General features: G+C 63.5%; 29 protein-coding genes and 1 tRNA gene. 16 read left to right on the top strand and 14 right to left on the bottom strand.

Annotated elements, in window-relative coordinates:
• The first annotated feature begins 28 nt into the window (after positions 1–28).
• The 5 genes from ctrA to EV656_RS03620 all read left to right on the top strand — a co-directional run bounded on the left by ctrA (position 29) and on the right by EV656_RS03620 (position 6,388).
• Entirely contained in the window at positions 29–745 is a 717-nt protein-coding gene (gene ctrA, locus EV656_RS03635; RefSeq protein WP_132599588.1) for a response regulator transcription factor CtrA, read from the top strand.
• A gap of 66 nt (positions 746–811) precedes the next feature.
• Positions 812–2,938: an NAD-dependent DNA ligase LigA gene (ligA, locus tag EV656_RS03630; protein WP_132599586.1), complete on the top strand. Its 2,127-nt coding sequence runs from the start codon at positions 812–814 to the stop codon at positions 2,936–2,938.
• Positions 2,935–5,025, top strand: a complete 2,091-nt coding sequence (gene recG / locus EV656_RS03625; RefSeq protein ID WP_132599584.1) for an ATP-dependent DNA helicase RecG — start codon at positions 2,935–2,937, stop codon at positions 5,023–5,025. Before ligA ends, recG begins: the two co-directional genes overlap by 4 nt.
• A 228-nt stretch (positions 5,026–5,253) precedes the next feature.
• Positions 5,254–5,376 (top strand): hypothetical protein, encoded by a 123-nt coding sequence (locus tag EV656_RS16880; RefSeq protein ID WP_274610554.1) that lies wholly within the window; start codon positions 5,254–5,256, stop codon positions 5,374–5,376.
• Between the two features lie 187 nt (positions 5,377–5,563).
• On the top strand, positions 5,564–6,388 hold the full coding sequence (locus tag EV656_RS03620) for an alpha/beta hydrolase (RefSeq protein ID WP_132599582.1): 825 nt from the start codon (positions 5,564–5,566) through the stop codon (positions 6,386–6,388).
• 5 nt (positions 6,389–6,393) lie between these two features.
• On the opposite strand, the gene EV656_RS03615 is transcribed toward EV656_RS03620, so the two are convergent.
• On the bottom strand, positions 6,394–6,837 hold the full coding sequence (locus EV656_RS03615) for an iron-sulfur cluster assembly scaffold protein (RefSeq protein WP_132599580.1): 444 nt from the start codon (positions 6,835–6,837) through the stop codon (positions 6,394–6,396).
• 66 nt (positions 6,838–6,903) lie between these two features.
• Between EV656_RS03615 and hisI the strand changes: the two genes are divergently transcribed.
• Positions 6,904–7,260 (top strand): phosphoribosyl-AMP cyclohydrolase, encoded by a 357-nt coding sequence (gene hisI / locus EV656_RS03610; protein WP_132599578.1) that lies wholly within the window; start codon positions 6,904–6,906, stop codon positions 7,258–7,260.
• Positions 7,261–7,317: 57 nt separating this feature from the next.
• Here the strand turns inward: hisI and gluQRS are convergent, their stop codons facing one another.
• The 5 genes from gluQRS to gyrA are packed head-to-tail and all read right to left on the bottom strand — an operon-like array spanning position 7,318 to position 13,304.
• Positions 7,318–8,166 carry a tRNA glutamyl-Q(34) synthetase GluQRS gene (gene gluQRS / locus EV656_RS03605; protein WP_132599576.1) on the bottom strand — a complete coding sequence of 283 codons (849 nt, stop codon included), beginning with the start codon at positions 8,164–8,166 and terminating at the stop codon, positions 7,318–7,320.
• Entirely contained in the window at positions 8,163–8,771 is a 609-nt protein-coding gene (locus EV656_RS03600) for a class I SAM-dependent DNA methyltransferase (RefSeq protein WP_132599574.1), read from the bottom strand. The genes gluQRS and EV656_RS03600 overlap by 4 nt, the downstream gene beginning before the upstream one ends.
• A 10-nt stretch (positions 8,772–8,781) precedes the next feature.
• The gene (gene trmFO / locus EV656_RS03595; RefSeq protein ID WP_132599572.1) at positions 8,782–10,137 is read right to left on the bottom strand and encodes a methylenetetrahydrofolate--tRNA-(uracil(54)-C(5))-methyltransferase (FADH(2)-oxidizing) TrmFO; all 1,356 of its coding nucleotides are present in this window, start codon (positions 10,135–10,137) and stop codon (positions 8,782–8,784) included.
• 39 nt (positions 10,138–10,176) lie between these two features.
• Positions 10,177–10,575 (bottom strand): DoxX family protein, encoded by a 399-nt coding sequence (locus EV656_RS03590; RefSeq protein WP_132599570.1) that lies wholly within the window; start codon positions 10,573–10,575, stop codon positions 10,177–10,179.
• Positions 10,572–13,304, bottom strand: coding sequence for a DNA gyrase subunit A (gene gyrA / locus EV656_RS03585; protein WP_132599568.1), 2,733 nt, complete (start codon positions 13,302–13,304; stop codon positions 10,572–10,574). The genes EV656_RS03590 and gyrA overlap by 4 nt, the downstream gene beginning before the upstream one ends.
• A 191-nt stretch (positions 13,305–13,495) precedes the next feature.
• On the opposite strand from gyrA, the gene EV656_RS03580 reads away from it, so the two are divergent.
• The gene (locus tag EV656_RS03580; protein ID WP_132599566.1) at positions 13,496–13,765 is read left to right on the top strand and encodes an usg protein; all 270 of its coding nucleotides are present in this window, start codon (positions 13,496–13,498) and stop codon (positions 13,763–13,765) included.
• On the opposite strand, the gene EV656_RS03575 is transcribed toward EV656_RS03580, so the two are convergent.
• Both EV656_RS03575 and EV656_RS03570 read right to left on the bottom strand, forming a co-directional pair.
• Positions 13,762–14,256 carry a disulfide bond formation protein B gene (locus tag EV656_RS03575; protein ID WP_132599564.1) on the bottom strand — a complete coding sequence of 165 codons (495 nt, stop codon included), beginning with the start codon at positions 14,254–14,256 and terminating at the stop codon, positions 13,762–13,764. The genes EV656_RS03580 and EV656_RS03575 overlap by 4 nt on opposite strands.
• The gene (locus EV656_RS03570) at positions 14,253–14,831 is read right to left on the bottom strand and encodes a YqaA family protein (protein ID WP_132599562.1); all 579 of its coding nucleotides are present in this window, start codon (positions 14,829–14,831) and stop codon (positions 14,253–14,255) included. Before EV656_RS03570 ends, EV656_RS03575 begins: the two co-directional genes overlap by 4 nt.
• Before the next feature lie 127 nt (positions 14,832–14,958).
• Between EV656_RS03570 and EV656_RS03565 the strand changes: the two genes are divergently transcribed.
• The 3 genes from EV656_RS03565 (at position 14,959) to EV656_RS03555 (ending at position 17,012) form a co-directional block, all read left to right on the top strand.
• Positions 14,959–15,537, top strand: a complete 579-nt coding sequence (locus EV656_RS03565; protein WP_165918930.1) for a TRAP transporter small permease — start codon at positions 14,959–14,961, stop codon at positions 15,535–15,537.
• Positions 15,534–16,886 carry a TRAP transporter large permease gene (locus EV656_RS03560; RefSeq protein ID WP_132599558.1) on the top strand — a complete coding sequence of 451 codons (1,353 nt, stop codon included), beginning with the start codon at positions 15,534–15,536 and terminating at the stop codon, positions 16,884–16,886. Before EV656_RS03565 ends, EV656_RS03560 begins: the two co-directional genes overlap by 4 nt.
• A 42-nt stretch (positions 16,887–16,928) precedes the next feature.
• Positions 16,929–17,012, top strand: a tRNA-Leu gene (locus EV656_RS03555).
• Between the two features lie 96 nt (positions 17,013–17,108).
• Here the strand turns inward: EV656_RS03555 and EV656_RS03550 are convergent.
• Genes EV656_RS03550 through EV656_RS03540 form a run of 3 tightly spaced genes read right to left on the bottom strand, consistent with a single transcriptional unit; the run spans position 17,109 to position 18,808 of the window.
• The gene (locus EV656_RS03550) at positions 17,109–18,152 is read right to left on the bottom strand and encodes a tyrosine-type recombinase/integrase (protein ID WP_132599556.1); all 1,044 of its coding nucleotides are present in this window, start codon (positions 18,150–18,152) and stop codon (positions 17,109–17,111) included.
• Positions 18,149–18,346: a hypothetical protein gene (locus EV656_RS03545; RefSeq protein WP_132599554.1), complete on the bottom strand. Its 198-nt coding sequence runs from the start codon at positions 18,344–18,346 to the stop codon at positions 18,149–18,151. Before EV656_RS03545 ends, EV656_RS03550 begins: the two co-directional genes overlap by 4 nt.
• Positions 18,347–18,349: 3 nt before the next feature.
• Positions 18,350–18,808: a hypothetical protein gene (locus EV656_RS03540; RefSeq protein WP_132599552.1), complete on the bottom strand. Its 459-nt coding sequence runs from the start codon at positions 18,806–18,808 to the stop codon at positions 18,350–18,352.
• Between the two features lie 228 nt (positions 18,809–19,036).
• Here EV656_RS03540 and EV656_RS03535 point away from each other — a divergent pair, with 228 nt between their 5' ends.
• Entirely contained in the window at positions 19,037–20,215 is a 1,179-nt protein-coding gene (locus tag EV656_RS03535; RefSeq protein WP_132599550.1) for a hypothetical protein, read from the top strand.
• Positions 20,216–20,252: 37 nt separating this feature from the next.
• Here the strand turns inward: EV656_RS03535 and EV656_RS03530 are convergent, their stop codons facing one another.
• Positions 20,253–20,780, bottom strand: coding sequence for a DUF6634 family protein (locus tag EV656_RS03530; protein WP_165918929.1), 528 nt, complete (start codon positions 20,778–20,780; stop codon positions 20,253–20,255).
• 282 nt (positions 20,781–21,062) lie between these two features.
• Between EV656_RS03530 and EV656_RS03525 the strand changes: the two genes are divergently transcribed.
• From EV656_RS03525 to EV656_RS03515, 3 genes are all read left to right on the top strand, one after another.
• A complete protein-coding gene (locus EV656_RS03525; RefSeq protein ID WP_132599546.1) occupies positions 21,063–21,404 on the top strand; it encodes a hypothetical protein in 342 nt (113 codons plus the stop codon).
• A gap of 279 nt (positions 21,405–21,683) precedes the next feature.
• Positions 21,684–22,004 carry a hypothetical protein gene (locus tag EV656_RS03520; RefSeq protein ID WP_132599544.1) on the top strand — a complete coding sequence of 107 codons (321 nt, stop codon included), beginning with the start codon at positions 21,684–21,686 and terminating at the stop codon, positions 22,002–22,004.
• Between the two features lie 20 nt (positions 22,005–22,024).
• Entirely contained in the window at positions 22,025–22,288 is a 264-nt protein-coding gene (locus EV656_RS03515) for a hypothetical protein (protein WP_132599542.1), read from the top strand.
• 413 nt (positions 22,289–22,701) lie between these two features.
• Here the strand turns inward: EV656_RS03515 and EV656_RS03510 are convergent, their stop codons facing one another.
• Positions 22,702–23,427 carry a hypothetical protein gene (locus EV656_RS03510; RefSeq protein ID WP_132599540.1) on the bottom strand — a complete coding sequence of 242 codons (726 nt, stop codon included), beginning with the start codon at positions 23,425–23,427 and terminating at the stop codon, positions 22,702–22,704.
• Positions 23,428–23,488: 61 nt separating this feature from the next.
• Positions 23,489–23,815, bottom strand: a complete 327-nt coding sequence (locus tag EV656_RS03505; protein ID WP_132599538.1) for a hypothetical protein — start codon at positions 23,813–23,815, stop codon at positions 23,489–23,491.
• Positions 23,816–24,534: 719 nt separating this feature from the next.
• Here EV656_RS03505 and EV656_RS03500 point away from each other — a divergent pair.
• The gene (locus EV656_RS03500; RefSeq protein WP_132599536.1) at positions 24,535–25,365 is read left to right on the top strand and encodes a hypothetical protein; all 831 of its coding nucleotides are present in this window, start codon (positions 24,535–24,537) and stop codon (positions 25,363–25,365) included.
• Between the two features lie 138 nt (positions 25,366–25,503).
• Positions 25,504–26,751, top strand: coding sequence for an Hsp70 family protein (locus EV656_RS03495; RefSeq protein ID WP_132599534.1), 1,248 nt, complete (start codon positions 25,504–25,506; stop codon positions 26,749–26,751).
• The last annotated feature ends 62 nt before the right edge of the window (positions 26,752–26,813 follow it).

The raw sequence follows: 26,813 nt of genomic DNA, 5'->3' as shown, positions 1-26,813 counted from the left end.
GATGAAGGGTTTAACGAAGAGGTCTGCAATGCGCGTTCTTCTGGTCGAAGACGATCCGACGACAGCCAAGAGCATCGAAATGATGCTGACCCACGCCAACCTGAACGTCTACACGACGGATCTGGGGGAGGAAGGGATCGACCTGGCCAAGCTGTACGATTACGACCTGATCCTGTTGGACCTGAACCTGCCGGACATGAACGGGCATGACGTGCTGCGCCAGTTGCGCATGGCGCGGATCGAAACGCCGATCCTGATCCTCTCGGGGGAGGGCGATACCGAGAACAAGATCAAGGGGTTCGGCTTCGGCGCCGACGACTACCTGACGAAACCCTTTCACCGCGACGAACTGGTTGCACGCATCCACGCGATCATCCGCCGGTCCAAGGGGCATGCGCAGTCCGTCATCCGCACCGGGCGCATTGCGGTGAACCTGGATGCCAAGACGGTCGAGGTGGACGGCGCCCCGGTGCACCTGACCGGCAAGGAATACCAGATGCTGGAACTGTTGTCCCTGCGCAAGGGCACCACCCTGACCAAGGAAATGTTCCTGAACCACCTGTACGGCGGCATGGATGAACCCGAACTGAAGATCATCGACGTGTTCATCTGCAAGCTGCGCAAGAAGCTGGCCCAGGCAACCGGGGGCGAGACCTATATCGAAACGGTCTGGGGGCGGGGTTATGTCCTGCGCGACCCCGAACCCGATGCGGGCCGATCCGGCCAGGTGGCGCTGGGGGCCTGACCGGGGCGCTGGAAATCTGCTGCCGCGCTGCCTATCACTTAGGCCAGACAAGGTGCGGGGGCTGCGATGACCGGGCAGAAAGACGTTGAGGCACTGACCGAGGACGAGGCGCGGGCCGAACTGGCGCGCTTGGCCCAGGCCATCGTGCAGGCCGACGCTGCCTATCACCAGAAGGACGCGCCGGAAATCTCGGACGCGGCTTATGACGCGCTCAAGCAGCGCAATGCCGCCATCGAGACACGCTTTCCCGATCTGAAACGCGCCGACAGCCCGTCCGAACGTGTGGGCGCCGCGCCTGTCGAGGGGTTTGCCAAGGTTCGGCACGAACGCCGGATGCTGTCGCTGGGCAATGCCTTTGCCGCCGAAGAGGTCGCCGAGTTCGACGCCCGCATCCGCCGTTATCTGGGCCTGTCTGACGATGCGCCGCTGGCCTATACCGCTGAACCCAAGATCGACGGCCTGTCGCTGAGCCTGCGGTACGAGAACGGCGAACTGATCCAGGCCGCCACGCGGGGCGACGGGGGAACCGGCGAAAACGTCACCGCCAATGCCCGCACCATCGACGATATCCCCACGCGGCTGGAGGGGGCGCCGGACGTGCTGGAGGTTCGCGGCGAGGTCTACATGGCCCATGCGGATTTCGAGGCGCTGAACGCCCGGCAGGAGGCCGCCGGGGAAAAACGCTTTGCCAACCCGCGCAATGCGGCGGCCGGATCGCTGCGGCAACTGGACAGTGCCGTGACCGCCCGCCGCCCGCTGAAATTCTTCGCCTATGGCTGGGGGGTGCTGTCCGCCCCGCTGGCCGACACGCAGATGGGCGCGCTGCAGCGGCTGAAGACCTTGGGGTTCGTCATCAACCCGCTGACCGAGCTTTGCGACGGCCCCGACCGGTTGCTGGCCCATTACGCCGAGATCGAGCAGCGCCGCGCCACGCTGGGCTATGACATCGACGGCGTGGTCTACAAGGTGAACGATCTGGCGCTGCAGGACCGGCTGGGTTTTCGCTCGACCACGCCCCGCTGGGCGATTGCGCACAAGTTTCCCGCCGAACTGGCCTGGACCCGGTTGGAGCGGATCGAGATCCAAGTCGGCCGCACCGGGGCGCTGTCCCCGGTGGCGCGGCTGACCCCGGTTACGGTGGGGGGGGTCGTGGTGTCCAATGCCACCCTGCATAACGAGGATTACATCGCCGGGCGCGACGCCAGGGGCCAGCAGATCCGCGACGGCAAGGATATCCGCGAAGGCGACTGGGTGCAGGTCTACCGCGCGGGCGATGTGATCCCCAAGGTGGCCGATGTGGACCTGTCGAAACGCCCCGACGACGCGCGGCCCTATGCCTTTCCCACGGTCTGTCCCGAATGCGGTTCAGAGGCGATCCGGGAAGAGGGCGATGCGGCCCGCCGCTGCAGCGGCGGTCTGATCTGCCCCGCACAGGCGGTTGAAAAGCTGAAACATTTCGTCAGCCGCGGCGCCTTTGATATCGAGGGGTTGGGCGCCAAACAGGTCGAGGCATTCTATCGCGACGACACCCTGGCGATCCGCGAACCGGCCGATATCTTTACCCTGCAGGCGCGCGACGCGGCCAACCTGGCCAAGCTGAAGAACCGCGATGGCTGGGGCGAGAAATCCGCCGCCAACCTGTTCGCGGCCATCGACGCCCGGCGCACCATCCCGCTGGACCGGCTGATCTTTGCCCTGGGCATCCGGCATGTGGGCGAGAGCGCTGCGGACCTGCTGGCACGCAACTACCGCACATGGCAGGCGTTCGAGACCGCGATGACGGCCGCGCGTGTCGGCGAGGGGCCGGAATGGGAGTACCTGTTGTCCATCGACGGGGTGGGCGCGGTCATGGCGGAATCGGTTGTCACCACCTTTCACCAGGCGGCGGAGCGGGCCTCGATCGACCGGCTGGTCGAACACCTGACGGTGGAAGAGGCCGCGCCGCGCGGACAGGTAGACAGCCCCGTCGCGGGCAAGACGGTGGTCTTTACCGGCACGCTGGAAAAGATGACCCGGGCCGAGGCCAAGGCCCGGGCCGAGGCCTTGGGCGCCAAGGTGTCCGGTTCGGTCTCGAAAAAGACCGATCTGGTCATTGCGGGCCCCGGCGCGGGCAGCAAGGGCAAGAAGGCCGCCGAACTGGGGGTAGAGATCATCGACGAGGACGCCTGGCTGCGCCTGATCGGCGCCGCATGACCGGGCGGCCCGATATCCTGTTCCCGCTCTTCGGCGATCTGACCGCGCTGGACGGCGTGGGACCGAAAACCGCCAAGCTGCTGGCCCAGATCGATATCGAAAAGCCGCGCGATCTGATCTTTGCCCTGCCGCAATCCGGGGTCGACCGCCGCCGCCGGGCCAGCCTGCACGACGTGCCCGCCGGCGAGGTCGCCACGGTCGAGGTGCAGATCGGCCCGCATGATCCGCCACGGGGGCCGGGCCGGCCCTACCGGGTGCAGGTGCAGGATGCCGAAACGACGTTCGAGCTGGTGTTCTTTCATGCGCGCGGCGATTACCTGCGCCGCCTGCTGCCCCAGGGCGCCCGCCGCGTGGTGTCGGGCAAGGTGGATATCTTCGACGGGCGGGCGCAGATGGTGCATCCCGATCACGTTCTGCCCCCCGAACAGGCCGACACGATCCCGGAATTCGAGCCGATCTATCCCCTGACTGCCGGCGTCACCCTGAAAACCATGACCAAGGCGGTGCAGGGGGCGCTGGACCGTCTGCCCGATCTGCCCGAATGGGTCGACCCGGCCCTGCGCGCGCGCGAGGGCTGGCCCGCCTGGCGCGCCGCCGTTGAGGCCGCCCATGCCCCCCTGGGCGCGCGCGAGATTGCAGCGACCGCACCGCCGCGACAGCGGTTGGCCTATGATGAATTGCTGGCCCACCAACTGACCCTGGCGCTGGCCCGGCAATCGCTGCGCAGGGACAAGGGGCAGGTGTCAGAGGGGGACGGGCACCTGCGCGACAAGGTTCTGGCCGCGCTGCCCTATCGCCCCACCGGCGCGCAGGCCCGCGCGATCGCCGAGATTGCCGCCGACATGGCCCAGCCGCGCCGCATGAACCGGCTGTTGCAGGGCGATGTCGGCGCGGGCAAGACGCTGGTCGCGCTGATGGCCCTGCTGGTCGCCGTAGAGGCCGGGGGCCAGGGCGTGATGATGGCCCCCACGGAAATCCTGGCCCGCCAGCACCTGGCCAACCTGCGCCCGTTGGCCGAACGGGCGGGCGTGCGGCTGGACATCCTGACCGGCCGGGACAAGGGCGCGGATCGCGCGGCCAAGCTCAAAGCGCTGGCAGCGGGTGAAATCCAGGTGCTGGTGGGCACCCACGCGGTCTTCCAGAAGGATGTGACCTTCCACGATCTGCGGTTGGCCATCGTCGATGAACAGCACCGCTTTGGCGTGGCCCAGCGGATGGAATTGTCGGCCAAGGGGCAGGGGGCCGATGTGCTGGTCATGACCGCCACGCCCATCCCCCGCAGCCTGGCGCTGGCCAGCTATGGCGACATGGACGTCTCTGTGCTGGACGAAAAGCCGCCGGGCCGGACCCCGGTCAAGACGGCGCTGGTGTCTATGGCGCGGCTGGATGAGGTGGCCGACCACCTGGCCCGCGCCCTGGCCGAGGGCCGACAGGCCTATTGGGTCTGCCCGCTGGTCGAGGAGTCAGAGGCCACCGACCTGACCGCAGCGGAAGAGCGGTTCAAGGCGCTGCGTGCCCGGCTGGGCGAGGGGCGCGTGGGGCTGGTGCACGGTCAGATGCCAACCGCAGAGCGCGATGCGGCGATGGCGCGGTTTCAGGCGGGGGAAACCGGCGTGCTGGTGGCAACCACGGTGATCGAGGTGGGCGTAGACGTGCCCAATGCCTCGATCATGGTGATCGAGCGGGCCGAGGGGTTCGGGTTGGCCCAGTTGCACCAGTTGCGCGGGCGCGTCGGGCGGGGGGCGGCGGCCTCGACCTGCCTGCTGCTTTATGGAGCACCGCTGAGCGAGCCGGGCCGGCGGCGGCTGGAAATCCTGCGCGAAACCGAAGACGGCTTCCGCATCGCCGAGGAAGACCTGGCCATGCGCGGCGCGGGCGATCTGATCGGCACGGCGCAGTCGGGGCTGCCGCGCTTTCGCATTGCCGATCTGGAACGGCAATCCGCGCTGATGGCTCTGGCCCAGGATGATGCGCGCAAGCTGCTGCATGACGATCCCGCCTTGGAAACCGCGCGGGGGCAGGCGGCGCGGATTCTGCTGTGGCTGATGGAACAGGACCGCGCGATCCGGCTGATACGGGTCGGCTGACCTGGTGAAATACGCTTGGGGGCGCGGCCGGGCCGGTGTGCTGAACGGTCTATCTAAATGCTTCGAATGAATCGCAAGGTACGGGCGGGGCGCGTTGTCTGCGCCGTAAGACGGCCCGTTGGTACTGTCAGCCCCCCTTTGTTCTCAAATGTTCTTAAAAAGTTCTTTACACGTGGTGCCAAAAATGAGAACAAAGAGGTAACAAGAGCATCAACACGGAGTGTTCCCATGCTGCGCGAACTCAAGTCGGCCCTGACCCGTTGCCAAGCCACCCTGTGGCAGGATGCGCTTGGCGCGACATCGCTGATGGTGCTGTTGATTGCGGGCCTGCACCTGCCTGCGCTGATCTGAACCGGTTTCTGCCTGCCGCCTGTGCCCAGTCCGCGCCGCCAATCCCCGGCGGTTTCCCGGCTTGCCTCGCCGGGCGCGGCACAGGCGCATAACTTGCCGCCGCCGCCCTTTTCGGGCGCGCGGCGGTTTTTCTGCGACGGAGGTGGCGCGCCGATCCGTGGAAAGGGGGACAACCCGGAGTCCGCCGATGATCCCCCTGCGCCCCGCCCTGTTGCTGCTTCTCGCGCTTGCCGCGCCCGTTCCCGCACGGGCCGATCGGGTTCTGCGTGACATTCCCTATGGCCCCGATCCGCGCCAGCGCATGGATGTCTACCTGCCCGAATCCGCTGTTCATGCCCCGGTTCTGGTGATGGTTCATGGCGGCGCGTGGCGCTTTGGCGACAAGACCAGCCTGGGCGTTGTTGGAAACAAGCGCAGTTTTTGGGGCGCGCGGGGATATGTGGTGGTCTCTGTCAATTACAGGCTGTTGCCGGATGCCGCGCCGGATGCACAGGCGCGGGATGTGGCCCGTGCGCTGGCGCTGGTGCAACGCCAGGCGGCGGATTGGGGCGGCGATCCGGGATCGATCGCATTGATGGGGCATTCGGCCGGGGCGCATCTTGCCGCGCTGCTGGCCGCCGATCCCGGTATCGCCCTGGCCGAGGGGGCGCAGCCCTGGCGTGCGACGGTCGCGCTGGACAGCGCCGCGCTGGATGTCGAACGGGTGATGCGCGGCCATCCCTTGCGGCTGCACCGGGTGGCATTCGGGCAGACCCCGTCCTATTGGCGGGCGGTGTCCCCCTATGCCCAACTGACCCCGCGGGCTGGCCCGGTCTTGCTGGTCTGCTCATCCCGGCGGCCCAGGCCATGCCCCGAGGCGGCGCGTTTCGCGGCCAAGGTCGAAACGCTGGGGGGAAACGCCTCTGTGCTGCGGGTGGACATGACCCACGCAGAGATCAACCGCGATCTGGGTTTGCCCGGCGCCTATACCCAGGCGGTGGCGGGGTTTCTGCGCGCTGCCGGCCTGCCCTGAGTGACTTAGCCTGCGCTCGCCGCGTCGAACGCCTCTACCGCCGCCTCCAGCGACAGCAGGATAGAGCCATGCCGGTTCTTGTACTCGCGCGCGGGCATCAGCACCTCCAGCCCGTCGAACGGGGCCTCGGGGGCGGGGCCGCCCTCTTTCAGCATGGCGCGCATCTGGTCGCGGGCGCGGGCAACCTCTTCGCGGGTCCGTCCCAGGATCGCCGACCCCACCACCGCCGCCGCCGCCTGGCCCAGGGCGCAGGCCTTCACGTCCTGGCCGAAGCGCGCAACGCGCCCGTCCGCCACGTCCATGTCCACCGTCACGGTCGATCCGCAAAGCGGCGCGCGCTTGCGCACGGTGGCCATCGGGGACTCCAGCCGTTCCAGATGCGGAATATCGGCCGCCAGCGCGAGAATGCGTTGCGAATAGAGCTTGATCAGGTCGGTCTCGGCGCTCATGGCGTTCCCTTCTTTCCGCGTGCGGTTTAGATAACCCCGGCGTGCCGGTTTTCAAAGGAGAGAGCGATGCCCTTCGACCCTGCTACCCTGAGATACAACGAGGCCGGCCTGATCCCCGCGATTGCCCAGGATCGCGACGGTGCCGTGCTGATGATGGCCTGGATGAACGCCGAGGCCGTGGCCCGCACGCTGGAAACGGGCCGGGTCACCTATTGGTCGCGCTCGCGCCAGAGTTTCTGGGTAAAAGGCGAGAGCAGCGGTCACGTGCAGACCCTGGTCGAGATGCGGATCGATTGCGACCGCGATTGCCTGCTGGTCGTCGTCGATCAGGAAGGCCCGGCCTGCCACACCAACCGGCGCAGCTGTTTCTATACCGCCCTTCGCGACGGCGAAGAGGTGGAAATCATGAAGCCGATGGCGTGATCTGAAGCCTTTCCCAAAAGCTCTTTAGCCGCAAGACTCCTGGGGAGGGTTTTTCGGTCAAAGCCCCACCAGCGCGCGGATATCGGCCGGGCTGGCCCCCTCGGCCCGGTAGGCGGCGATGGCACGGGCGTCGTCGCGCTTGGCCAGCCGTTTGCCGGTTTCGTCGGTAATCAGCCGGTGGTGGTGATACTCTGGCACGGGCAGGGCCAAAAGCGTTTGCAACAGGACGTGGATCTGCGTTGCCTCGAACAGATCGGCGCCGCGCACGACCTCAGTGATGCCCTGATGCGCATCGTCCACGACCACCGCCACGTGGTAGGACGTGCCGATATCGCGCCGGGCCAGCACCACGTCGCCCACGCCGGTTATCAGCGCCTGCGGGTCCAGGCGGTGGACGCCCCCATGCAGCGCGCCCGTTTCGGTAAAGGCGGGCAAAGCGGGCAGGACGGCCACGGCGCGCGCCATGTCCAGGCGGATCGCGTCCCCTGGCCCGGCCTCGGCCATGGGCCGCCCGCGGCAGGTGCCGGGATAGATCAGACCATCGGGCCCCTGCACCGGGGCGCCTGCTTGCGGTGCGGACAGGGTCGCGCGGATATCGCCCCGGCGGCAGCGGCACGGATAGGTCAGCCCCATCGTCGTCAGCCTGTCCAAAGCGCCTGCATAGACCGGCAGGCGCTGCGACTGGCGCAGAGCGGGGCGCGGCCAGTCCAGTCCCAGCCAGGCCAGATCGTCGTAAATCTGTGCTTCCCATTCCGGGCGGGCGCGGGCGGTGTCGATATCCTCGATCCGCAGCAGAAATCTGCCGCCACGGGCCACCGCGCGATCATGGGCCGTCAGGGCCGAAAATGCATGGCCCAGATGCAGCGGGCCGGTTGGGGATGGCGCGAACCGTGTGCGGTAGATCACATTTTTTCAATCACATAGACGGCGGACCCCATGTCGCGCTGATGGAAATGCGGGCCGTATTCCCGGAAAACCAGCGTGAAGTCCGAGGCCAGCAAACGATCCAGTGCCGCAGAGTAACTTTCATCCTCAAGCGCATGATCGTTAAAGGAAAATGCCAGGTGGCCGCCAGGGGCCAAGGCGGCGGCCAGGTCTTCCAGAAATTCCGCCGGGGCCGCGCCCGTGGTGACCACGCCGATCGCGGCAATGGTGGGGTAATCGCCGGGCGTTACCGGCAGCGGCGCATCGGGATCGGTGACCAGCAGATCGCGATAAAGCCCCTTCTTGCGGGCCTCTTCCAGCATTGGGGCGGATATGTCGGCGCCGTCGATCTGGGCGAAACCGGCGGCGCGCAGGGCCGCGCCCGACAGGCCCGTGCCGCAGCCGATATCCAGCACCGGCCCCTTGCATCCGGTCGCGGCCATGGCGCGGGCGACACGGGCGGGGGTGATGTAGCCGTTTTCCGTCAGCTCGTCGTCGTAGCTGCCCGCCCATTTCGCATACAGGGTTTCAAGGCCATCGCGTTCGGCGATGTCATAAACGTCGTCCAGATAGGTTGTCTGTGCCATGGGGCAGAGCCTAAAGGCCGCTCGCCTCCGCGTCCAGCCATGCGGCCCAATCCGCTTTGGCCCGGTCGGTATAGGCCTTGTAGCGGTCGCGCCGCCCGCGCCGCCCGCCCTTCAGGCCGGTCACCGGTGGGAAGAGGCCGAAATTGACGTTCATCGGCTGAAAGGTCTTGGCCTCGGCGCCGCCGGTGATGTGGGTGACCAGCGCGCCCGTGGCGGTGGTGTCGGGCACGGCGGGCAGGGGTTTCCCCATGATCTGGGCAGCGGCCAGCCGCCCGGCCAACAGGCCCATCGCGGCGCTTTCGACGTATCCTTCGACGCCGGTGATCTGCCCGGCAAAGCGGATATGGGGCTTGGCACGCAGGCGCAGCTGATCGTCCAGCAAGGTCGGCGAATTCAGGAAGGTGTTGCGGTGAATGCCGCCCAGCCGGGCAAAGCGCGCGTTTTCCAGCCCTGGAATCATCGTGAAAACAGACTTTTGCGCGCCGTACTTCATCTTGGTCTGAAAGCCCACGATGTTGTAGAGCGTGCCCAGCTTGTTGTCCCGGCGCAGCTGCACCACGGCATAGGGCTTTACATCCGGGGCATGCGGGTTGGTCAGACCCACGGGTTTCATCGGCCCGTGGCGCAGGGTTTCGCGGCCCCGTTCGGCCATCACCTCAATCGGCAGGCACCCGTCGAAATAACCGGCGGTTTCGCCCTCGTGAAATTCGGTCTTTTCCGCGGCCAGCAGCGCGTCGATGAAGGCCTCGTACTGGTCGCGATCCATCGGACAGTTCAGGTAGGCGGTGCGCTCGGCCTCGGTGTCGCCCTTGTCATAGCGCGACTGGAACCACGCCTTGGACAGGTCCACGCTGTCGGCATGAACGATGGGCGCGATGGCGTCGAAAAAGGCCAGTGCCTGGCTGCCCGTTTCGGCCCGGATCGCAGCGCCGAGGGCGTCAGAGGTCAGCGGGCCGGTGGCGATAATCCAATGGCCATCCTCGGGAAGGGACGTGATTTCAGAGGTTTCTACGCTGATATTCGGGTGCTGTCGCAGCCGGTCCGTCACCCCCTGGGAAAAGCCTTCGCGATCTACAGCCAGCGCGCCGCCTGCCGGCAGGCGGTACGCATCGGCCATTTCCATGATCAGCCCACCAGCGGCCCGCATTTCCCAATGCAGCAGGCCCACCGCGTTCTGTTCGCTGTCGTCCGAACGGAAGGAGTTGGAGCAGACCATTTCGGCCAGCTTGCCCGTCTGGTGGGCAAAGGTGCCGACCTTGGGCCGCATCTCGTGGATCACCACGTTCAGCCCGGCCTGGGCGGCCTGCCAGGCGGCCTCGGACCCGGCCAGTCCACCGCCGACGATATGAAGCGTTCTGTCTGTCATGGGCGCGACTTAGGCCGGATCGGTGCCGGGGGAAAGGGGCTATCCCTGAAAACGCGCATCCAGCGAGATTGCCCCGGCCCCGTGCGCAAAGACGTAAAGGAACCCACCGGTCAGGGCGATGTTCTTCAGCAGCATCACCATGTCGGTGGGGGCGTCCAGATCGGCATAGGAAATCAACGCCGAGCCAATGCAAAAGGCGGCCAGCGCCAGCGCGACGGGCCGGGTCCACAGGCCCAGCACCATCGCAAGCCCGCCGAAGAGTTGCAGGTAAAAGACCGGCCCGGCCAGCATGGCAGAGGTGCCTTCGCCGGCCAGCTTTTCACCGAACCCCGCCAGGTCGGGCGCGTTGGACAGGCTGGCCAGCAGGAACAGTGCCGCCAGCAGAACACGGCCCAGCAGGGTCACATAGGGGTCCAGCCACTGGGCCAGGCGGGTCATTCCTCTTCCTCGCCCTGTTCGGCGATCCAGGCGACCGAGACCACCTCTTCGCCGGCGCCGGTGTTGAACACCTTGACGCCGCCCGCGCTGCGCGAGCGGAAGGAAATATCGCCGACCGGGCAACGGATCGACTGGCCGGTCGAGGTCGCCAGCATGATCTGGTCGTCGATCTCGACCGGGAAGCAGGCCACCAGCGGGCCGCCCCGCAGACCCTTGTCGACGGCCTGCACGCCCTGGCCGCCACGCCCGCGCACGGGGTAGTCATGGCTGGAGGACAGCTTGCCCGCCCCCTTGGAGGTGATCGTCAGGATCAGATCCTCTGCCGCCGACATTTCCGCATAGCGTTCGGGCGAAAGCTGCCCCCCCGCGACGGCCTCTTCGTCCTCGTCGGTTTCCTCTTCCTCGGTCAGGCCGGCCATCAGTCGGCGCTGCTTCAGATAGGCGGTCCGTTCCTCGGAACTGGCGTCGAAATGGCGGATCACCGACATCGAGACGACGCGGTCATCGCGCAACAGCTTGATCCCCCGCACGCCCACGGAACTGCGGCTGTTGAACACGCGCACATCCGTCGTCGGAAAGCGGATCGCGCGGCCCATCGCGGTGACCAGCATCACGTCGTCGTCCTCGGAACAGATGCGCGCATTTATCAGTTGCGTGCCGGCATGCTCGTCCTCGAACTTCATCGCGATCTTGCCGTTGCGCATGACGTTGGTGAAGTCCGACAGCCGGTTGCGGCGCACGGTCCCGGCCGAGGTGGCAAAGACGATTTGCAGGTCGTCCCATTCCTCTTCGGGGCGGTCGACGGGCATGATCGCGGCGATGGACACGCCCGAGGGGATCGGCAGGATGTTAACCATCGCCTTGCCCTTGGAGGTGCGCCCGCCCTGGGGCAGGCGCCATGTCTTCAGCTTGTAGACCATGCCTTCGGTGGTGAAGACCAACAGCGGCGTATGCGTGTTGGCCACGAAGAGGGTGGTGACGACATCCTCTTCCTTGGTCTGCATGCCCGACAGGCCCTTGCCGCCGCGGCGCTGCGCGCGATACTCGGCCAGCGGCGTGCGCTTGATATAGCCGGACTGGGTGATCGTCACGACCATGTCTTCGCGCTCGATCAGGTCCTCGTCTTCCATGTCGCCGGACCAATCGGCGATCTCGGTGCGGCGGGGCACGGCGAACTGGTCGCGGATCTCGCGCAACTCATCGCTGATGATATCCATGATGCGCGCACGCGATCCCAGGATGTTCAGGTAGTCCTTGATCTTGGCGGCCAGGGCCTCCAGCTCGTCCGTAACTTCCTTGACGCCAAGTTGCGTCAGGCGTTGCAGGCGCAGATCCAGGATGGCGCGGGCCTGGGTTTCGGACAGGTTGTAGGTGCCGTCCTCGTTCATGGTGTGGGTGGGATCGTCGATCAGCCGGATGTAATCGGCGATGTCGCCGGCAGGCCAGCGGCGCGTCATCAGCTTTTCGCGGGCTTCGGCGGCATCGGTTGACGCCCGGATCGTTGCCACGACCTCGTCCACGTTGGATACCGCCACGGCGAGGCCGCACAGGATATGGCTGCGCTCGCGTGCCTTGCGCAGTTCGAACGCGGTGCGCCGGGCGACAACCTCTTCGCGGAAATCGACAAAGGCCGTCAGAAAGCCGCGCAGCGTCAACTGTTCGGGCCGCCCACCGTTCAGCGCCAGCATGTTGCAGCCGAAGGAGGTCTGCATCGGCGTAAAGCGGAACAGTTGGTTCAGCACCACGTCGGGCGTGGCGTCGCGTTTCAGTTCCACCACCACGCGGACGCCGACGCGGTCGGATTCATCCTGCACATGGGCGATGCCCTCGATCTTCTTGTCGCGGGCGGCCTCGGCGATCCGTTCGATCATCGTGGCCTTGTTCACCTGATAGGGGATCTCGTCGATGACGATGGCGTAGCGATCCTTGCGGATCTCCTCGATCCGGGTCTTGGAGCGGATGATAACGCTGCCGCGCCCCTCCAGATAGGCCTTGCGCGCGCCCGAGCGGCCCAGGATAAGCCCGCCGGTGGGGAAATCCGGGGCAGGGACATATTCCATCAGCCGTTCGGTACTGAGGTCCGGGTCCGCGATCAGCGCCAGCGTGGCGTCGATCACCTCGCCGAGGTTGTGGGGCGGGATGCGGGTGGCCATGCCCACCGCGATGCCCTCGGCGCCGTTGACCAGCATGTTGGGAAAACGCGCGGGCAGGACCGTGGGCTCCAGATCCTTGCCGTCATAGTTGTCCTGGAAATCGACCGTGTCCTTGTCGATATCGGCCAGCAGCGCCTGCGCCGGCTTGTCCATGCGCACCTCAGTATAGCGCATGGCCGCGGGGCTGTCCCCGTCCATCGAACCGAAATTGCCCTGACCGTCCAGCAGCGGCAGCGACATGGAGAAATCCTGCGCCATCCGCACCAGCGCGTCATAGATCGCGGAATCGCCGTGGGGGTGGTATTTCCCCATCACGTCGCCCACCGGGCGGGCCGATTTGCGGTAGGGCTTGTCGTGGGTATTGCCCGTCTCGTGCATCGCATAGAGGATTCTGCGGTGCACAGGTTTCAGGCCGTCGCGCAGATCCGGGATCGCGCGGCTGACGATGACGCTCATCGCGTAATCGAGATAGGAGGTCTGCATCTCCTGCTCGATCGCGATGGTGGGGCCGTCGTGCCCGGGGCGCGCTGCGCCGTTTTCGTCTTTGTTTTCAGGAGGTTCCGGTGTGTCGGTCACGTTGTCTGCGCCCTTTCCCGGCTGCGCTATATCTTGTTGAGCCTACTTTATCAGAACCTTCATATGGGGTGCAACTCGGCATCGGCGCAGAGTGTGGCAGCCCCGCCAGATGAGTGCCAACATATTGTTTTCATTGAAAACCAAGGCGGATGGGGCATCCTTTTCCTGTCAACCACAGGAGGGAACGAAAGGTGCGCCATTCCGAGACCGAGCTGATGCTGAAAGGCTATGGCCTGACCACGGCCGAATTCTACTACCGCATGCCCGATTACCGGAACGTGCTGAACAGCTTTATCTGGCAGGACTACGACCTAGCGCCGGATCATCCGCGGCTGTTCGAATTCATCGAGTTCTGGCAGGACCAGATAGAGGGGCCGTTGCACTCGGTCCGGTTTACCCATCGCAAGATGATCGCGCCGGGCGAATGGCGTAACGTCGTGGGCGAGTTGACCCTACACTAGCCGTTCCAGCCCCAGCGGTCGGCCCGGCCGCTGGCCAGGGCCGCGGCCCACAGAACCGCCAGCGCCAGCGAGATCAGGAAATTGTAGCTGGCCATGGACAGGCCGAACATCTGCCACACGACCTCGTCGCACAACACGACGGGGGTGGCCAGTGCCGGGTTCAGCAGGTCCGCCCCGCTGAGGCCCGACAGCCCCGCGCCCGCGGTACAGGAATCCGGGCCGGCCCACCAGTGCCGTTCTACCCCGGTGTGATAGGCGCCCAGCCCGGCCGATCCGATCATCGTCACCAGGCCGGCCAGGGGCAGCATCCGCCCGCCCAGCAGCAGCGCCCCGACCATCAGCAGCACCGCCCCCGCATGGGGCCATCGCTGCCACAGGCACAGCTCGCACGGGGCAAGCCCGCCGAGATACTGAAAGCTGAAACCGGCTGCCAGGACTGCGGCCGAGCCCAGCCCGGCCAGTGCGATCAGCCCGTCGCGTGAAACGATCATAGGTACCTCACCGCGTAAAAGCCCCCGATCAGCAGCACCACGAAGGCGGCAAAGAGCCATCCCAGATACCGCTCGATAAAGGTGCGGATCGGGGCGCCGAATTTCCACAGCAGCGCCGCCACGATGAAGAAGCGCAGGCCGCGAGCGATGACGCTGGCCACCATGAAGACGCCCAGGTTCAACCCGGTGCTGCCCGACAGGATCGTGATGACCTTGTAGGGGAAGGGGGTGATGCCCGCGATCAGCACGGCCCACGCGCCATAGTCGTTGTAGCGTTGCGAGAAGTCGTCGAAATAGGCGTCCTTGCCGTAGAACTCCAGCACCGGGCGGCCCACGCTCTCGAACAGGCCCCAGCCGATGTAATACCCCAGCAGCCCCCCCAGCACCGAGCCCGCCAGCGCGACGCCCGCGATCAGCCAGGCGCGCGAGGGGCGGGCCAGGATCATCGGGATCATCAGCACATCGGGGGGGATCGGAAAGACAGAGCTTTCGACGAAGGCCACAATGAACAGCGCCCACAGCGCGTTTCGGCTGTCGGCCAGCGACAATGTCCAGTCATAAAGCCTGCGGATCATCGCGTCCTCCGTTGCTGCGCTGCTTGCAGCACGCGGCGGGCGGGCGGTCAAGGGGACAGATGCAAAGCGGTTGCGACAGGGGCGGGCCGCGCGCTACATGCCACGGTATCGGGGAAGGGGACGCAGCATGGCATTGGCACCACGGGCAGAGGCCGCCGCAGGCCGGATCGCCACGGCGGTCGCCGGGGCCATGGCGCTGTTCGGGGGCACGATCCTGATCGCGATCGCCTGCGTGACCGTCGCCTCGGTCACGGGGCGCGCGGTGCCGGGGCTGGCGCCCGTGACCGGCGATTTCGAACTGGTGGAGGCCGGAACAGCGGTGGCCGTGTTCTTCTTTCTGCCGTGGTGCCAGTTGAAGCGCGGGCATGTCTCTGTCGACATCCTGGCGGCGCGGCTGGGGCGGCGGGTGCAGGCGGTGCTGGGTTTTCTGGGCGATGCTGCGGTGGCCATCGCGGCCTGGGTTATCATGTGGCGGCTGTGGCTGGGCTTTGGCGAAAAGTTTCCCTACGGATCGCAGGGGCTGCGCGATGCCTTGGGCATGGGCTACAAACCGTTCTTTGCCGAAACCACCTATGAGCTGCAATTGCCGGTCTGGATTCCCTTTGGCCTGGCGGTGATCGGGGCGGGCGGCTTTGCGTTGGTGGCGCTTTACACCGTTTGGCGCAGCCTGAACTGGGCGCTGGCCGGTGCGGAGGGCACGCCATGACCGGCACGACGCTGGCGCTTGTCGTCTTTGGGCTGATGCTGGGTGCGATCTTCCTGCGGATGCCGGTGGCCGTGGCCATGGGGGCGGCGGGCTTTGCCGGCAGCTGGGCGGTGCTGGGCAGCCCGGCGGCCACCCTGAGCCAGCTCAAGACGCTGTCCTACGACACCTTTGCCAGCTATTCGCTGTCGGTGGTGCCGCTGTTCCTGCTGATGGGGCAGTTCGCGGCGCGTTCCGGGATGAGTGCGGCGCTGTTTTCCACCGCGGCCGACTGGTTGGGGCACCGGCGCGGCGGGCTGGCGATGGCGGCCGTGGGCGCCTGCGCCGGGTTCGGGGCGATCAGCGGGTCGTCGCTGGCCACCGCCTCGACCATGGGCAAGGTGGCGCTGCCCGAGATGCGGCAGCGCGGCTATTCCGACGCGCTGGCGACCGGCGTTCTGGCGGCGGGTGGCACGTTGGGCATCCTGATCCCGCCCTCGGTGATCCTGGTGATCTACGCGGTGCTGACCCAGCAGAACATCGCCAAGATGTTCGTGGCCGCCCTGGTGCCCGGCCTGTTGGCCGCGGGGGGCTATATGCTGACCGTCGCGCTTTATGCCCGCTTGGTGCCGGGCGCGGCGGGGACAGCGCCGCGCGTGCCCCTGGCGCGGCGGCTGCGCGGGCTGGTCGCGGTCTGGCCCGTGGTGGCGATCTTTGCGCTGGTGATGGGCGGGATCGCCGCCGATTGGGACTGGAGCAAGGCCGGCGTTCAGGCGCTTTTCACCCCGACCGAGGGCGCGGCGGTCGGGGCGCTGGCGACCGGGCTGTACGGTGTGCTGGGCGGTGGCCTGACATGGCGCGGGTTCGGGGCGGCGCTGCGGGAAACGGCGGCGACCACGGCGATGATCTTCTTCATCCTCTTGGGGGCGCAGATTTTTGGCGCGTTCCTGGCGCTGACCCAGACCCCGCAGGCGCTGGCCGACTGGGTGCAGGGGCTGGGCATCGGCCCCTACTGGGTGCTGGCCGCGATGCTGCTGACCTATCTGGTGTTCGGCTGCATCATGGACAGCCTCAGCATGATCCTGCTGACGATCCCGGTCTTCTTTCCCATCGTGCTGGGGCTTGATCTGGGCCTGTCGCCCGAGGAAGTGGCGATCTGGTTCGGCATTCTCGCCCTGATCGCGGTCGAGGTGGGGCTGATTACCCCGCCGGTGGGCCTGAACCTGTTCATCCTGAACGGACTGGCCCCTGACATTCCCGTCGGGCGCACCTATCGCGGGGTTCTGCCCTTCGTGGCGTCGGACCTGGTCCGGGTCGGGCTGTTGCTGGCCTTCCCTGTGCTGTCGCTGGGGCTGGTGCGGCTCGTCTTCTGAATTGACCCTGCCGGATCGGCGCGCTAGACCCCCTGCACGCTGGCCCGAGTGGCGGAATGGTAGACGCAGCGGATTCAAAATCCGCCGCCGCAAGGCGTGGGGGTTCGAGTCCCCCCTCGGGCACCAGCTTGAAATCGCAACGACTTTTTCCGTATTGCGCCCAGCAGATATTATGCCACGGTGCAGTCATTCACACACCCTATTCACACATTCCTGTTCTGTTCACGTTCTACCCCGGCGCTCTTGGGCGGATCGGCTGAGGCGCTTTTTGCTGGCCTTGGTCCGGTAGTAAGCGACCATCTGGGCCGACTGCCCCGTGACGGCTTGGATCTCTGCGTCGCTTGCCCCGGCCTCGGCCAGCTCAATGATCGCCAGCTTGCGCAAGCCGTGCAGGCTGTAGGGAGATGCGCGCTCGCCCAGCGATTGCCGCCACGCCCGAAAGGCCCGCTCGATCGCATGGTATCCCTGCGGCTCAGTCAGGTTCTTCGGGAGGACATGGACGCCGCGGGCGGGTAGGGCTTCGACGTAGGCGCGGAGCGCGGGCGGGCAGTAAACCTCGAGTTCCTGGTCGCCCTTTTCGTCCCTGACGGCCATCCACTCGCCCCGGAATTGGTCGCGCCGCATGGTGATGGCCGCGTTCGGGCGCTGGCCGGTGCCAAGGATGAGCCGCGCGGCGGTCTGCACCCGCTCCGGCGCGGTATCGAGGGCCTTGACCATCCATGCGGGCCATGGGTCATAGGGCTTGGCGGGCTTGTATTTCGCTAACCCGGCCGCTGGATTCTCGCCCAACGGCCAATCCAGTTCCCGGCGGGCGTAATTCCATAGGATCGAGACCGTCTGCGCATAGCGCGCGGCCTTGCGCGGGGTGTCGGACAGCTTGCCCACAGCGGCGCGGACGGCCGCCCGCGAGGTCTTGCGCATATCCTTGCCGGCGTTTTTTTCGCAGATCTCATCCATGACGCGCCAGTAATCGGCCTTTGTCTTGGCGGCCAGTCTCCCTTGGACAGTCGGGTCTTTGCGCCACGCCAGAATGCACTCGCCCCAGCTATAGCACGCGGGGCTCTTCTGCCGGTCGTGCTGGCCGCTCTGTGCGGCCCAATAGAGTTCGTCGAGCCGTTCGGGGTCGCCCCGCCAATCCAGCTTGATTTCGTGCGCCCTGCGCTTGCCAGATTCGGTCCATGTGATGCGGTGGAACGGCGTCCAGGCTTTTCCGGTCCAGCGCCAGACAAGGCGGGGCTTAGTGATGCGGGGTTTGGGCGGCCTCATAACTCAAAATCCTCATTCGGCTTTGCGGCCTCTCCGGACAAGATGGCCTGCAATTGATCCACTCGCCAGCGCTCCAAGCCTGCGATTCGCGTGGGCGGCGGCAGCGCACCATCTGCGACTAGCCGCCGAAATTGCGTCGGCGGCATGTCCAGCATTTTTGCAGCGGTGGTGTCGCGGACGGCGAGGCGCTGCATCACTCAGTCCTCCACTCCTTTCCGCGTGGCCAGCAAGAAAGCTGTATGGTCAGCGATAATTTCCTGATCTCCCGCGTAAATGGCTTTAGCCAGAATGGCGCGATACATTTCGAAATGTTCCCGAACGGTGCCAACGTTCAGCCTCAAGCACCCCATGAGAAACGATTTTCCGCGGTGCTGAACGCGCAAATTCCAGACGCACGCCGGAAAAGGCTTTCGGCACATGTTTTGCACGCTATCTTCCAGACTGTACCGGCGTGACGCGAACGGGCCGGTGGCGGGAACGCCCGCCTTGATGAGCGCGACGCGTGCGGTTGCGCGGTCCACCTTCGAGCGTGTGGCAAGCTGGAAATGGGTTACATGCTTCATGGCGCTCTCCACGTTGGGGGCATGCCGGTCGACGCCGAAAAATGGGGGGTAGTCTAGAACCTCCACCTCGCCGCCGAGGCTAGTGGCGACCATCGTTGTTTTTCGCATTGATTCCTCGCAACAGTCCCATGGATTTGGACAACTGATCTAAAAATTGGATAAATTGGATCAATTATCAAGGTGGCGGGTCAAAATTCTTGTCGCTTACGCTAAGAGCCGCGCTCTAGTCCCTTTTTCCCGTGTTTTTTGGACCTCGACTGGCACTTGCTCAGTCTTCGATGTAATGTCCAAAATTTAGGCATATCGCGAAGGAGTTACCAAGTGACGCTTCAAGACGATGCGGAAGAGAAGCTGAATGCGCTGTCGCGTGAAGCTGCGGATAGCTGGCTCGAGATCGGCCGCGTGCTGCTCGAACTCGAAGCGCTGTCCCGTACCGCTCCTGCCGGCAAGAGCTGGATCGACATGTTGCGCGAACGACTTGATGAACTCGATGCGCCAGTATCGATCGGACACATGCACAAGATACGCAGGGCCGCGGCCTTTCTGAATCAGCATGCGCCAGAGACGCTGGATGTGGGCTCCTCCACCCCCCCTCGGATATCTTCGGTTGAAATTGCCGAGCGCCTGTATCGCCTCGATCCCGATGCCGGCCTGCGCGCCCTCGCAGATGCCACTGCGGCCAATGCGGTCCCTTATGTCGACCTCAAGAAAAGGTATGATGCAGCGCTCCAGACGCGTCCCGAGATGAAGAGCCCACGCCAAGTGGCGTGGGAAGCGAGGAAGAAAGCCGTCCCCGCCCCGGATCAGGCGGCTCCTTCCATCTCACCAGATGATAGCGCGGACGAGCAGACCTCGGCTCAGGAAAGTGGCCCGCCGAAGAAGTTTCAAAAGAGGCTGGAAGGCCTGCTTACCCAAGTCTGGGAAGATGGCTGGCAGGCCGCAAAACAGCAGGATGCGTCCGAAAATGACACCTTGCGGTCGCGGATCCAGAAGCTCGAAGGGCAGCTCGAAACCGCGACCGAAGTAGCGCGAGGTCATGGAAGGCTGTCACCCGAGAGCATCAGGGAAGCGGCCGCTCTCATACGTGATGCACCCGATCTCTTTATTTATGCACCATCGATCATGGACCCTTTCCTCGATGGCATTTTCAGGTCCGCTTTTCCTAAGGTCGACGTTTCACTTCCCATGAAGCCTCAGATCCAGGAACGGCGCAGTCGTATTGGCCGAACAGCCAATCTCTTCACCTCAGGTGATGCAGCGCTTGTGTTGGGGCTCTCGAGCCTGCCCGAGGGATACGATTTCGAAGCGATCTTTCAGCATGCCAAGGAGAGGGATGTCGCCATGATCGTATTGCAGGCTGTTCCATTCGAAATCCCGCAGCCGTGGGTGCGAAACGTGTTTTCCCTCGGCTTGACCTCGCAAGACCCAGAATCGATCGCCGCAATCCGTCTCGCAGCAGCCGTGGCAGATATTCGTGTTCGCGCCGCGAAGCCCGGTTGATGCTGGCCCCCGCGACCGCAACCTTGAGGCGCGGAGGCTAGAGCCAGGGTTCGATGATCCTGGAGTGGGAACCGATGACCCCGTCCCGTTTCAGCCCATCGAGGACGCCACGGTCGTATTGCCCAAGCCGGTAGAACCGGCTCCAGGTGCGTGCCCAGCCCTTCTCCGGGCGAAGCTGGCAATAGGGGGAGGTGAAGATCCGGGCGTTCAAGCGCAGGCGCGGGTGCCCCGTGACCTGGCCGAACAGCCGGGGGAAAGGGTCCATCAGCCCGGCGCACCAGTTCTCGAGAAGGGGCGCATCGCGCAGATCCTCGTCACCTGGCGGTTCCGTGCTCAGGCGTTCCATGTAATCGAGGAACGCCTCCAGAAGGTGGTCGCCGCTCACGCGATCGCTCTCCCGTCCGGGCGTGAGTTGCCTATCCCGATAGTCCGGCAGCAGGAGAGCCAGGGTGGCCAGGGGCGGCGTTCTTGCCTGCAGGAGGGCCAGAGGGTCCTGCGTGGCGCGCAGCTCGGCGATGGCTTCAAGCAGCGGGGCGCGGGGATTGAAGGACATGGGCATCGGCATGTTGTGTCTCCGGAAGGCTGTGGGTCATGGGGGTGGAGGCCCTCTTAACAGGCTGCTGAAAAATGTCGTCAACACACATGTGTCGTCCAGTTGGTCGTGCCTTTCCACGTTCGCAATCAACGAGCGCGACGAGAGCGTCTGTTATTGGGGTACCCAGACACCGAAAGTAATCGGACGCGACTTTTTCAGCAGCCTGCTAAGTGAAGGTGCGGTTCCTTCCGGGCCATTTGCGTATGTTGGCGGGCGAAGCGCGGGGAAATGTCGATTAAGAAGGAGACAGTTATGCTGATTGTGAAATGGTTCGCCTGGGCATGCTTCGGCACAGCCGGTCTATTCTGCCTCTGGGCGGCGGGCATTAATGCCTCCGGCCCTTTGGTTTTCGTGTTGCCTCTTCTGGTCAGCGGCGTGCTGATGTTGGCGCTCGATCTTGCTCTGACGCGCCTGACCGAAATCCGCGATGCCCTGTTGTCCGTCCGGGGCAGTCTCACGCCCGCACTTGATGACACATGCCCCGATTCCGACAGCCCGAACGGCACCGGCCCGGCCCGGTCGATCGCCGATCTCGAGGCGGCGATCACGCAAGCCAAGGGCCGTCAGGAACGCTCTTCTGAGCCGCATTTCTGACGTTCGTGCGCGCCGCGCTCGGTTCGGACCTTCTCCGATCCCGGCGCGCACGGCGCGGATCACACAACCTATTGCTAGCGCGAGGTTTTCGCCTTCAAAGCACAAGGACACATGGAAAAAACTGCGAAATGAATTGCCACGCGACGAAACGCAGACAAAGCAATATTCCAAGTCAGAAGGCACGTCACTTGGGAAATGTCGAATCAACACCCTGGAACGCATATCCGATAAGACGGCATGCCACTTGGGGAATTCCGGATAAGACGGGCTGTGACTACCATGATGAAAACGATTTCTTCCGCCTTTTTGGCTTTTTTGGTTGCTGGATGTGCTGACCCGACGAGAAACAATGGTGATCTTACTGCTTGCAACGAACAGACCACTGATCGAGGTAAATATGGGGCGGCCTTTACGGCAAGTGGCTTTGCTCGACTACCCCAAAATCTTGGACCATGCGTAGGAATGATTATCGAAGCTGATGTTAGAGACATCGTTCGCCCACCCAGAGCAACCTATACGTTTCAAGATTTATCAACCGGCAGCATATCAACTGTGCGTTGGATTCATAATGAGATAGTCTCCGTTGCAAGCGAGAGCTGAAAAGGCGGGCAGGTGTCGTGGTGGCAGCGGCTAACCCGGATAATTCATGCTACAGCAACAGCCATATCTGGCTTGGCATCGAGAAGCTGGTGAAGGCGAAAGGGTGTAAACTAAGCCTCTATGCAGACGACATAACCATTTCCGGCGATATCGTGCCCAAGGCGCTGATCTGGGATATCAAAATCAATGCTACATCAACCGAGTGGAAGCGCTCGGTCCGCGAATGGCACGCTGTCAGATCACAGCTCGCCATCATGTTCGAAGACCGCTTCCCAATGGCCTGACAAATGACGTCAGAGCACAAAATATCTGACAGTCTCCACCTCTGGCCAAAATCTGGCCCTCCACACACGGAAAGCCCTTATTCCATTGAGCTCAGCATTGCCCGGCAGGGCACAAATCAGGCGCGAAGTGTCGAAGTTCGGCTGCACAGGAGCTCGCTCCGAAAAGGACCGAGACAAGGGCGACCACAAGCAATTCGGCAAGGTCATGACACGCGTTGATCAGGGACGTCTTTCAAGGCGGACAGGAAAATCTGCATCGACAAAAGGGCTGCATTAGGTTGCACTACACCACAGAATCCAACCTCAGCTCAGACGCAAGCCCCCCTCAAGCGGCGCGACAGCTCCAAAAGCGATTCCCCTTTGCAGTCTATGAGTTATAAGCCTTGGAATAGGTTCGCCGCGCAATCCTACAATCAACCATAATCTACCCCCAAATCTCGGCCAAGATCTATATAGTAGTCAGTCGTTTTCCCAGCAACACGCGCGTTGGGATGATGCATGGAAACAAACTTAGTGCCGCCCTTAACAGCTCGCGAATGCAGATTCCCACTGTCAAACGTTACATCTGCAATTTGACCCCAAAATTCCTCATACTTCTTTCCATAGAAGATCACCGCTTGCGGCGAAGCTTGCTCTAGTAAGCTCCTTATCTTAGCTATGCGGGCGGCTCTATACCGGGCGTTATAAGAAATTCGACTTCGCAAAAATGGAGTGCTCGTGAATTTCGGGTAATTCCATGTGCGAATATTAGGTGACGGCAAAGGATTCAGCTCCATAATGCAGGTTGCTGACCCCGATCTTCCAAGACATTCTCGCCAATGGTGACGCACCGCGCCGCTAGAGGTATCATTTCCATCATAGGCAAGCTGAATGCGACTAAGCGCTGACCAAGTGTTCTGCTTTGCTATCGCCTTGAAGCCACCTTCCATGACCTCATCGTGATATTCCGCAAGGTCTTCTAGAGCCACACTTCCCCTTTTTTGCCAGACTCGGATCCGTTTTGTAACGTCCTTGGCATTCTGACCACCGCCTTCCTCCATACCGATAAACCACAAGGGCGCACTTAAGTCCCCATAACCAAAAAAGCCCAATGCAAATTGGTCGATTTCATGTTCGAGAGGAAAGGTAAGATCTGTCATTTATGGTCCCTTTCTTTCTGACTAGTGCTGTCCACGCACCATGATCCTCGCAAGACGTTACTTAATCACCCCGCCAGAACGTAGATGCATGTGCGAGAAAACCATAAAAAAGATCATCATCATACTGCTCCGGCTTGGATGCGAAGTGGTGATGTTCAGTCAGCAGCTGATATTGATGAACTGTTCTCTCAGTCATTTCTCTCAAGTTGAGTATTGCTTGCTCCAAAAAGTTGCTACAAGCTTCTTCACTCGATCCCCGCGCTGATTGGAAGTATGCAAAAGAACTAATGGGATTGCCTGCAACGCGACAAGAAAAATTCGCAAGACGATGTAAATCTTCCTCGCAGCTGGAGTGATAAACGTTATTTTTGACTTCAACAATTGCCACCACATGCTCGCGACTATTCCACAACGCTATGTCAGCTTTGCCATTTCTTCGAAGTAGGTGACCCGGGGCGCCTCTGCCAATAGGAAAATTCACCATTGGTTCCTCTAGCGTACATAGGAGCTGCAGTTTCCCACTTAACAGGCCGCTGAAAAAGGACTTCGAAGAGCATTTCTCGTCGACGTCGTCGATGCGGGAACCGAGCACTTTTCCTCAGCTCGACGAGAGCGCTCGAAAAATCACCCCATTTGGGCACAAGCGTAGCGACGTCGGACTTTTTCAGCGGCCTGCTAAGCGGACCTTCGTACCAGGCGCGGTAGATGGCCGGTCAGCCCTTTTTGTCCGTGGTTGTGCTGACCGACTGTGTGCCATTGTACAGCCGGGCTACCCGGCCCACAGAAAGCACTTTCTAATGCGGTGCGATAGGGCGTATCAATACGGAACCATTAACCCGAAAGACTTGCAGATTTTTATAGGAGGGGTATAACTTAGCGTTGGTAGCTGCCGCAGTTGAAAAGTAGGTTTCGATGCCAAACCGACATGGCCTTTCCAGAGACATCCCCGACCCTATCCAACGTGAAATTCGTCAACGCTCCAAATTTGGCTGCGTAATTTGTCGCGCGGGCATTTACGACTATGAACACATCGACCCCGACTTCAGCAACGCGACACACCATGATCCAGATGACATATGTTGCTTGTGCACGTCTTGCCACGCAAAGGTGACACGCGGCCAATTCTCCAAGGCTTACGTACGGAAGAAATACGATGAAGTACAGACGGCTATTTTGGCAGACGTACCTCCTCCGTTTGACTATCTGGACTTCCATGACGGAAAGGCCGAGTTGAAAATTGGAGGTATCTCGTATGATCCCGGTGTGACTTCCATCGTCAAATACCATGGGAAAGAAATTTTCTCAGTTTCACCGTCCGTTGGCGAGACCACTGCAGGTATATGTGCAACGTTTCTTGACAATGAGGGCAAGGATACTCTGAAGATAGTCGACAATATATGGAACGGAGCGGTCGGCGCTTGGGATACGGAGGTGGTTGGACCTCGAATAAAAGTTCGAAAAAAGAGGGGCGTCTTTTCACTAATCCTTCGTCTCGAACCGCCAGGTAGGATTGTGATCGAAAAGCTCGACATGCGAATATCAGATTCGCACATTCTGGTTTCCGAAAATTCTCATGCATTAGGCAGGTACGATGAAAACGATAGAATTTATTGGTTCCACGCGAATATGGTACATATGGGTGCGCCTCTACTGGAAGCATCAGCCATTGAATTCTTGACTGATCTTGAAGCTGAGTGGCGAGACCAGAAATGGAACGGGAAAGGGAAACGATTGGCAACAGCGGACAATAATATTGTGATGCAAACCGGCTTGGGCGTTGCAAACAAGCGCATGGGGATAATCGTTGGTGCAAGCTGCCTGAAATTTGGCATTGGCTCATTTTCCTGTGGAGGCCCAAGGCCAATTGGAAAGATGCGTACGATGGTGTTCCGGAAACCCGATCGTGTTGCTGAATACATTGGAACAGGCCGTTCATAACGAGCGTCGTAGGACGGGCGTTGCCGCCGTTCGTGGTCCGAGCAGCGAATGTCGGCATTCCGCCCATATTTTCTATGGCGCCATAGGTGTTCTTTTGCGAGATAGCCGACCCTCCCGGCCCTTACAAGGACATGTCCCATGACCGCGCCCGCGCTTGCCCTGGATTTCGGCACCTCGAATTCCGCCGCGGCCCTACTCGTCGAGGGCAAGGTCCACCGCCTGCCGATCGAGGCGGGCGCCGATACCCTGCCAACGGCGGTGTTCCTGCCCTCGGATGGCGGCCCCATGCGGATCGGGCGGGCCGCCGAGGCAGCGCTGACCGGCGGCGAGGACGGGCGTTACATGCGCGCGTTGAAAAGCGTCCTGGGCACGGCGCTCTTTCATGAAGAGCGCCGGGTCGCGGGGCGGCGGCGGGCGCTCGCCGGGATCGTCACCGCGCTGCTGGCCGAGGTGAAGAGCCGCGCCGAGGCCGCCGCGGGCACCCGGTTTTCCCGGGTTCTGTCCGGCCGGCCGGTGCATTTCCATTTCGGCGATGCGGCGCGCGATGCCCAGGCCGAGGCCGATCTGCGCGCCTGTTACCGTGCCGCGGGCTTCGACGATGTGGCCTTCCTGGCCGAACCCGAGGCGGCGGCCCTTGCCACCGGCGGGGATGTCCCGCGCGCCGAAACCCGGCTGATCGTCGATATCGGCGGCGGCACCTCGGATTTCTCGGTGGTGCGGACCGGTGCGGCGGGGGTGGAAATCGTCGCCAGCCACGGGATCCGGCTGGGCGGCACGGATTTCGACCAGGCCCTGTCGATGGCCCGGGTCATGCCCCTGCTGGGCCTTGGCGGGCAGTTGCGGCGTACCCTGGGCGACGGCCTGCTGCCGGTGCCCCGGGCGCTTTACGCCGATCTCTCGACCTGGGCGATGATCCCCTTCCTCTATTCCCGGGACACCGAGCGCGCGGTGGCGGACCTGCTGCGCCATGCGGTCGACCCCGTGCCCCTGGAGCGGCTGGCGGCGGTGATCGAGCACCGCCTCGGCCATGACCTGGCCTTCGCCGTCGAGCGCGGCAAGATCGCGGCCAACGGGGCCGAACCCGGGGCCTGCATCGACCTCGGGATCGTGGAACCCGGGCTGAGCACCCCGGTCACCCCCGGCATGCTGAACGCCGCCCTCGCCCCGGCCCGCGAGACGCTGCGCGCCGCGATCTACGACACCCTTGTCCTCGCCCGCGTGCCCCCGGCCGGGATTGGGGCCGTGGTGCCGGTCGGCGGCTCCAGCCTGATGTTGCTGGTCGCCGAAGAAGCCCGCGCCGTCTGCCCCGCGGCCCGGATCGACCGGTCGGACGCCTTCACGGCGGTGGTGGACGGGTTGGCCCTGGCAACTGCCGGGCAGGGGTGAAGGGCCGGGGTACGGTTTCCGGTGCGGCCTGCCGACACCCGTCGCCCCTTTCACCCGGTCAC

Source organism: Rhodovulum adriaticum (genome assembly GCF_004345735.1).
GTDB lineage: Bacteria > Pseudomonadota > Alphaproteobacteria > Rhodobacterales > Rhodobacteraceae > Rhodovulum > Rhodovulum adriaticum.
The sequence above is the reverse complement of the archived record's forward strand: the minus strand, read 5'-3'. Positions and strand labels throughout refer to the sequence as shown.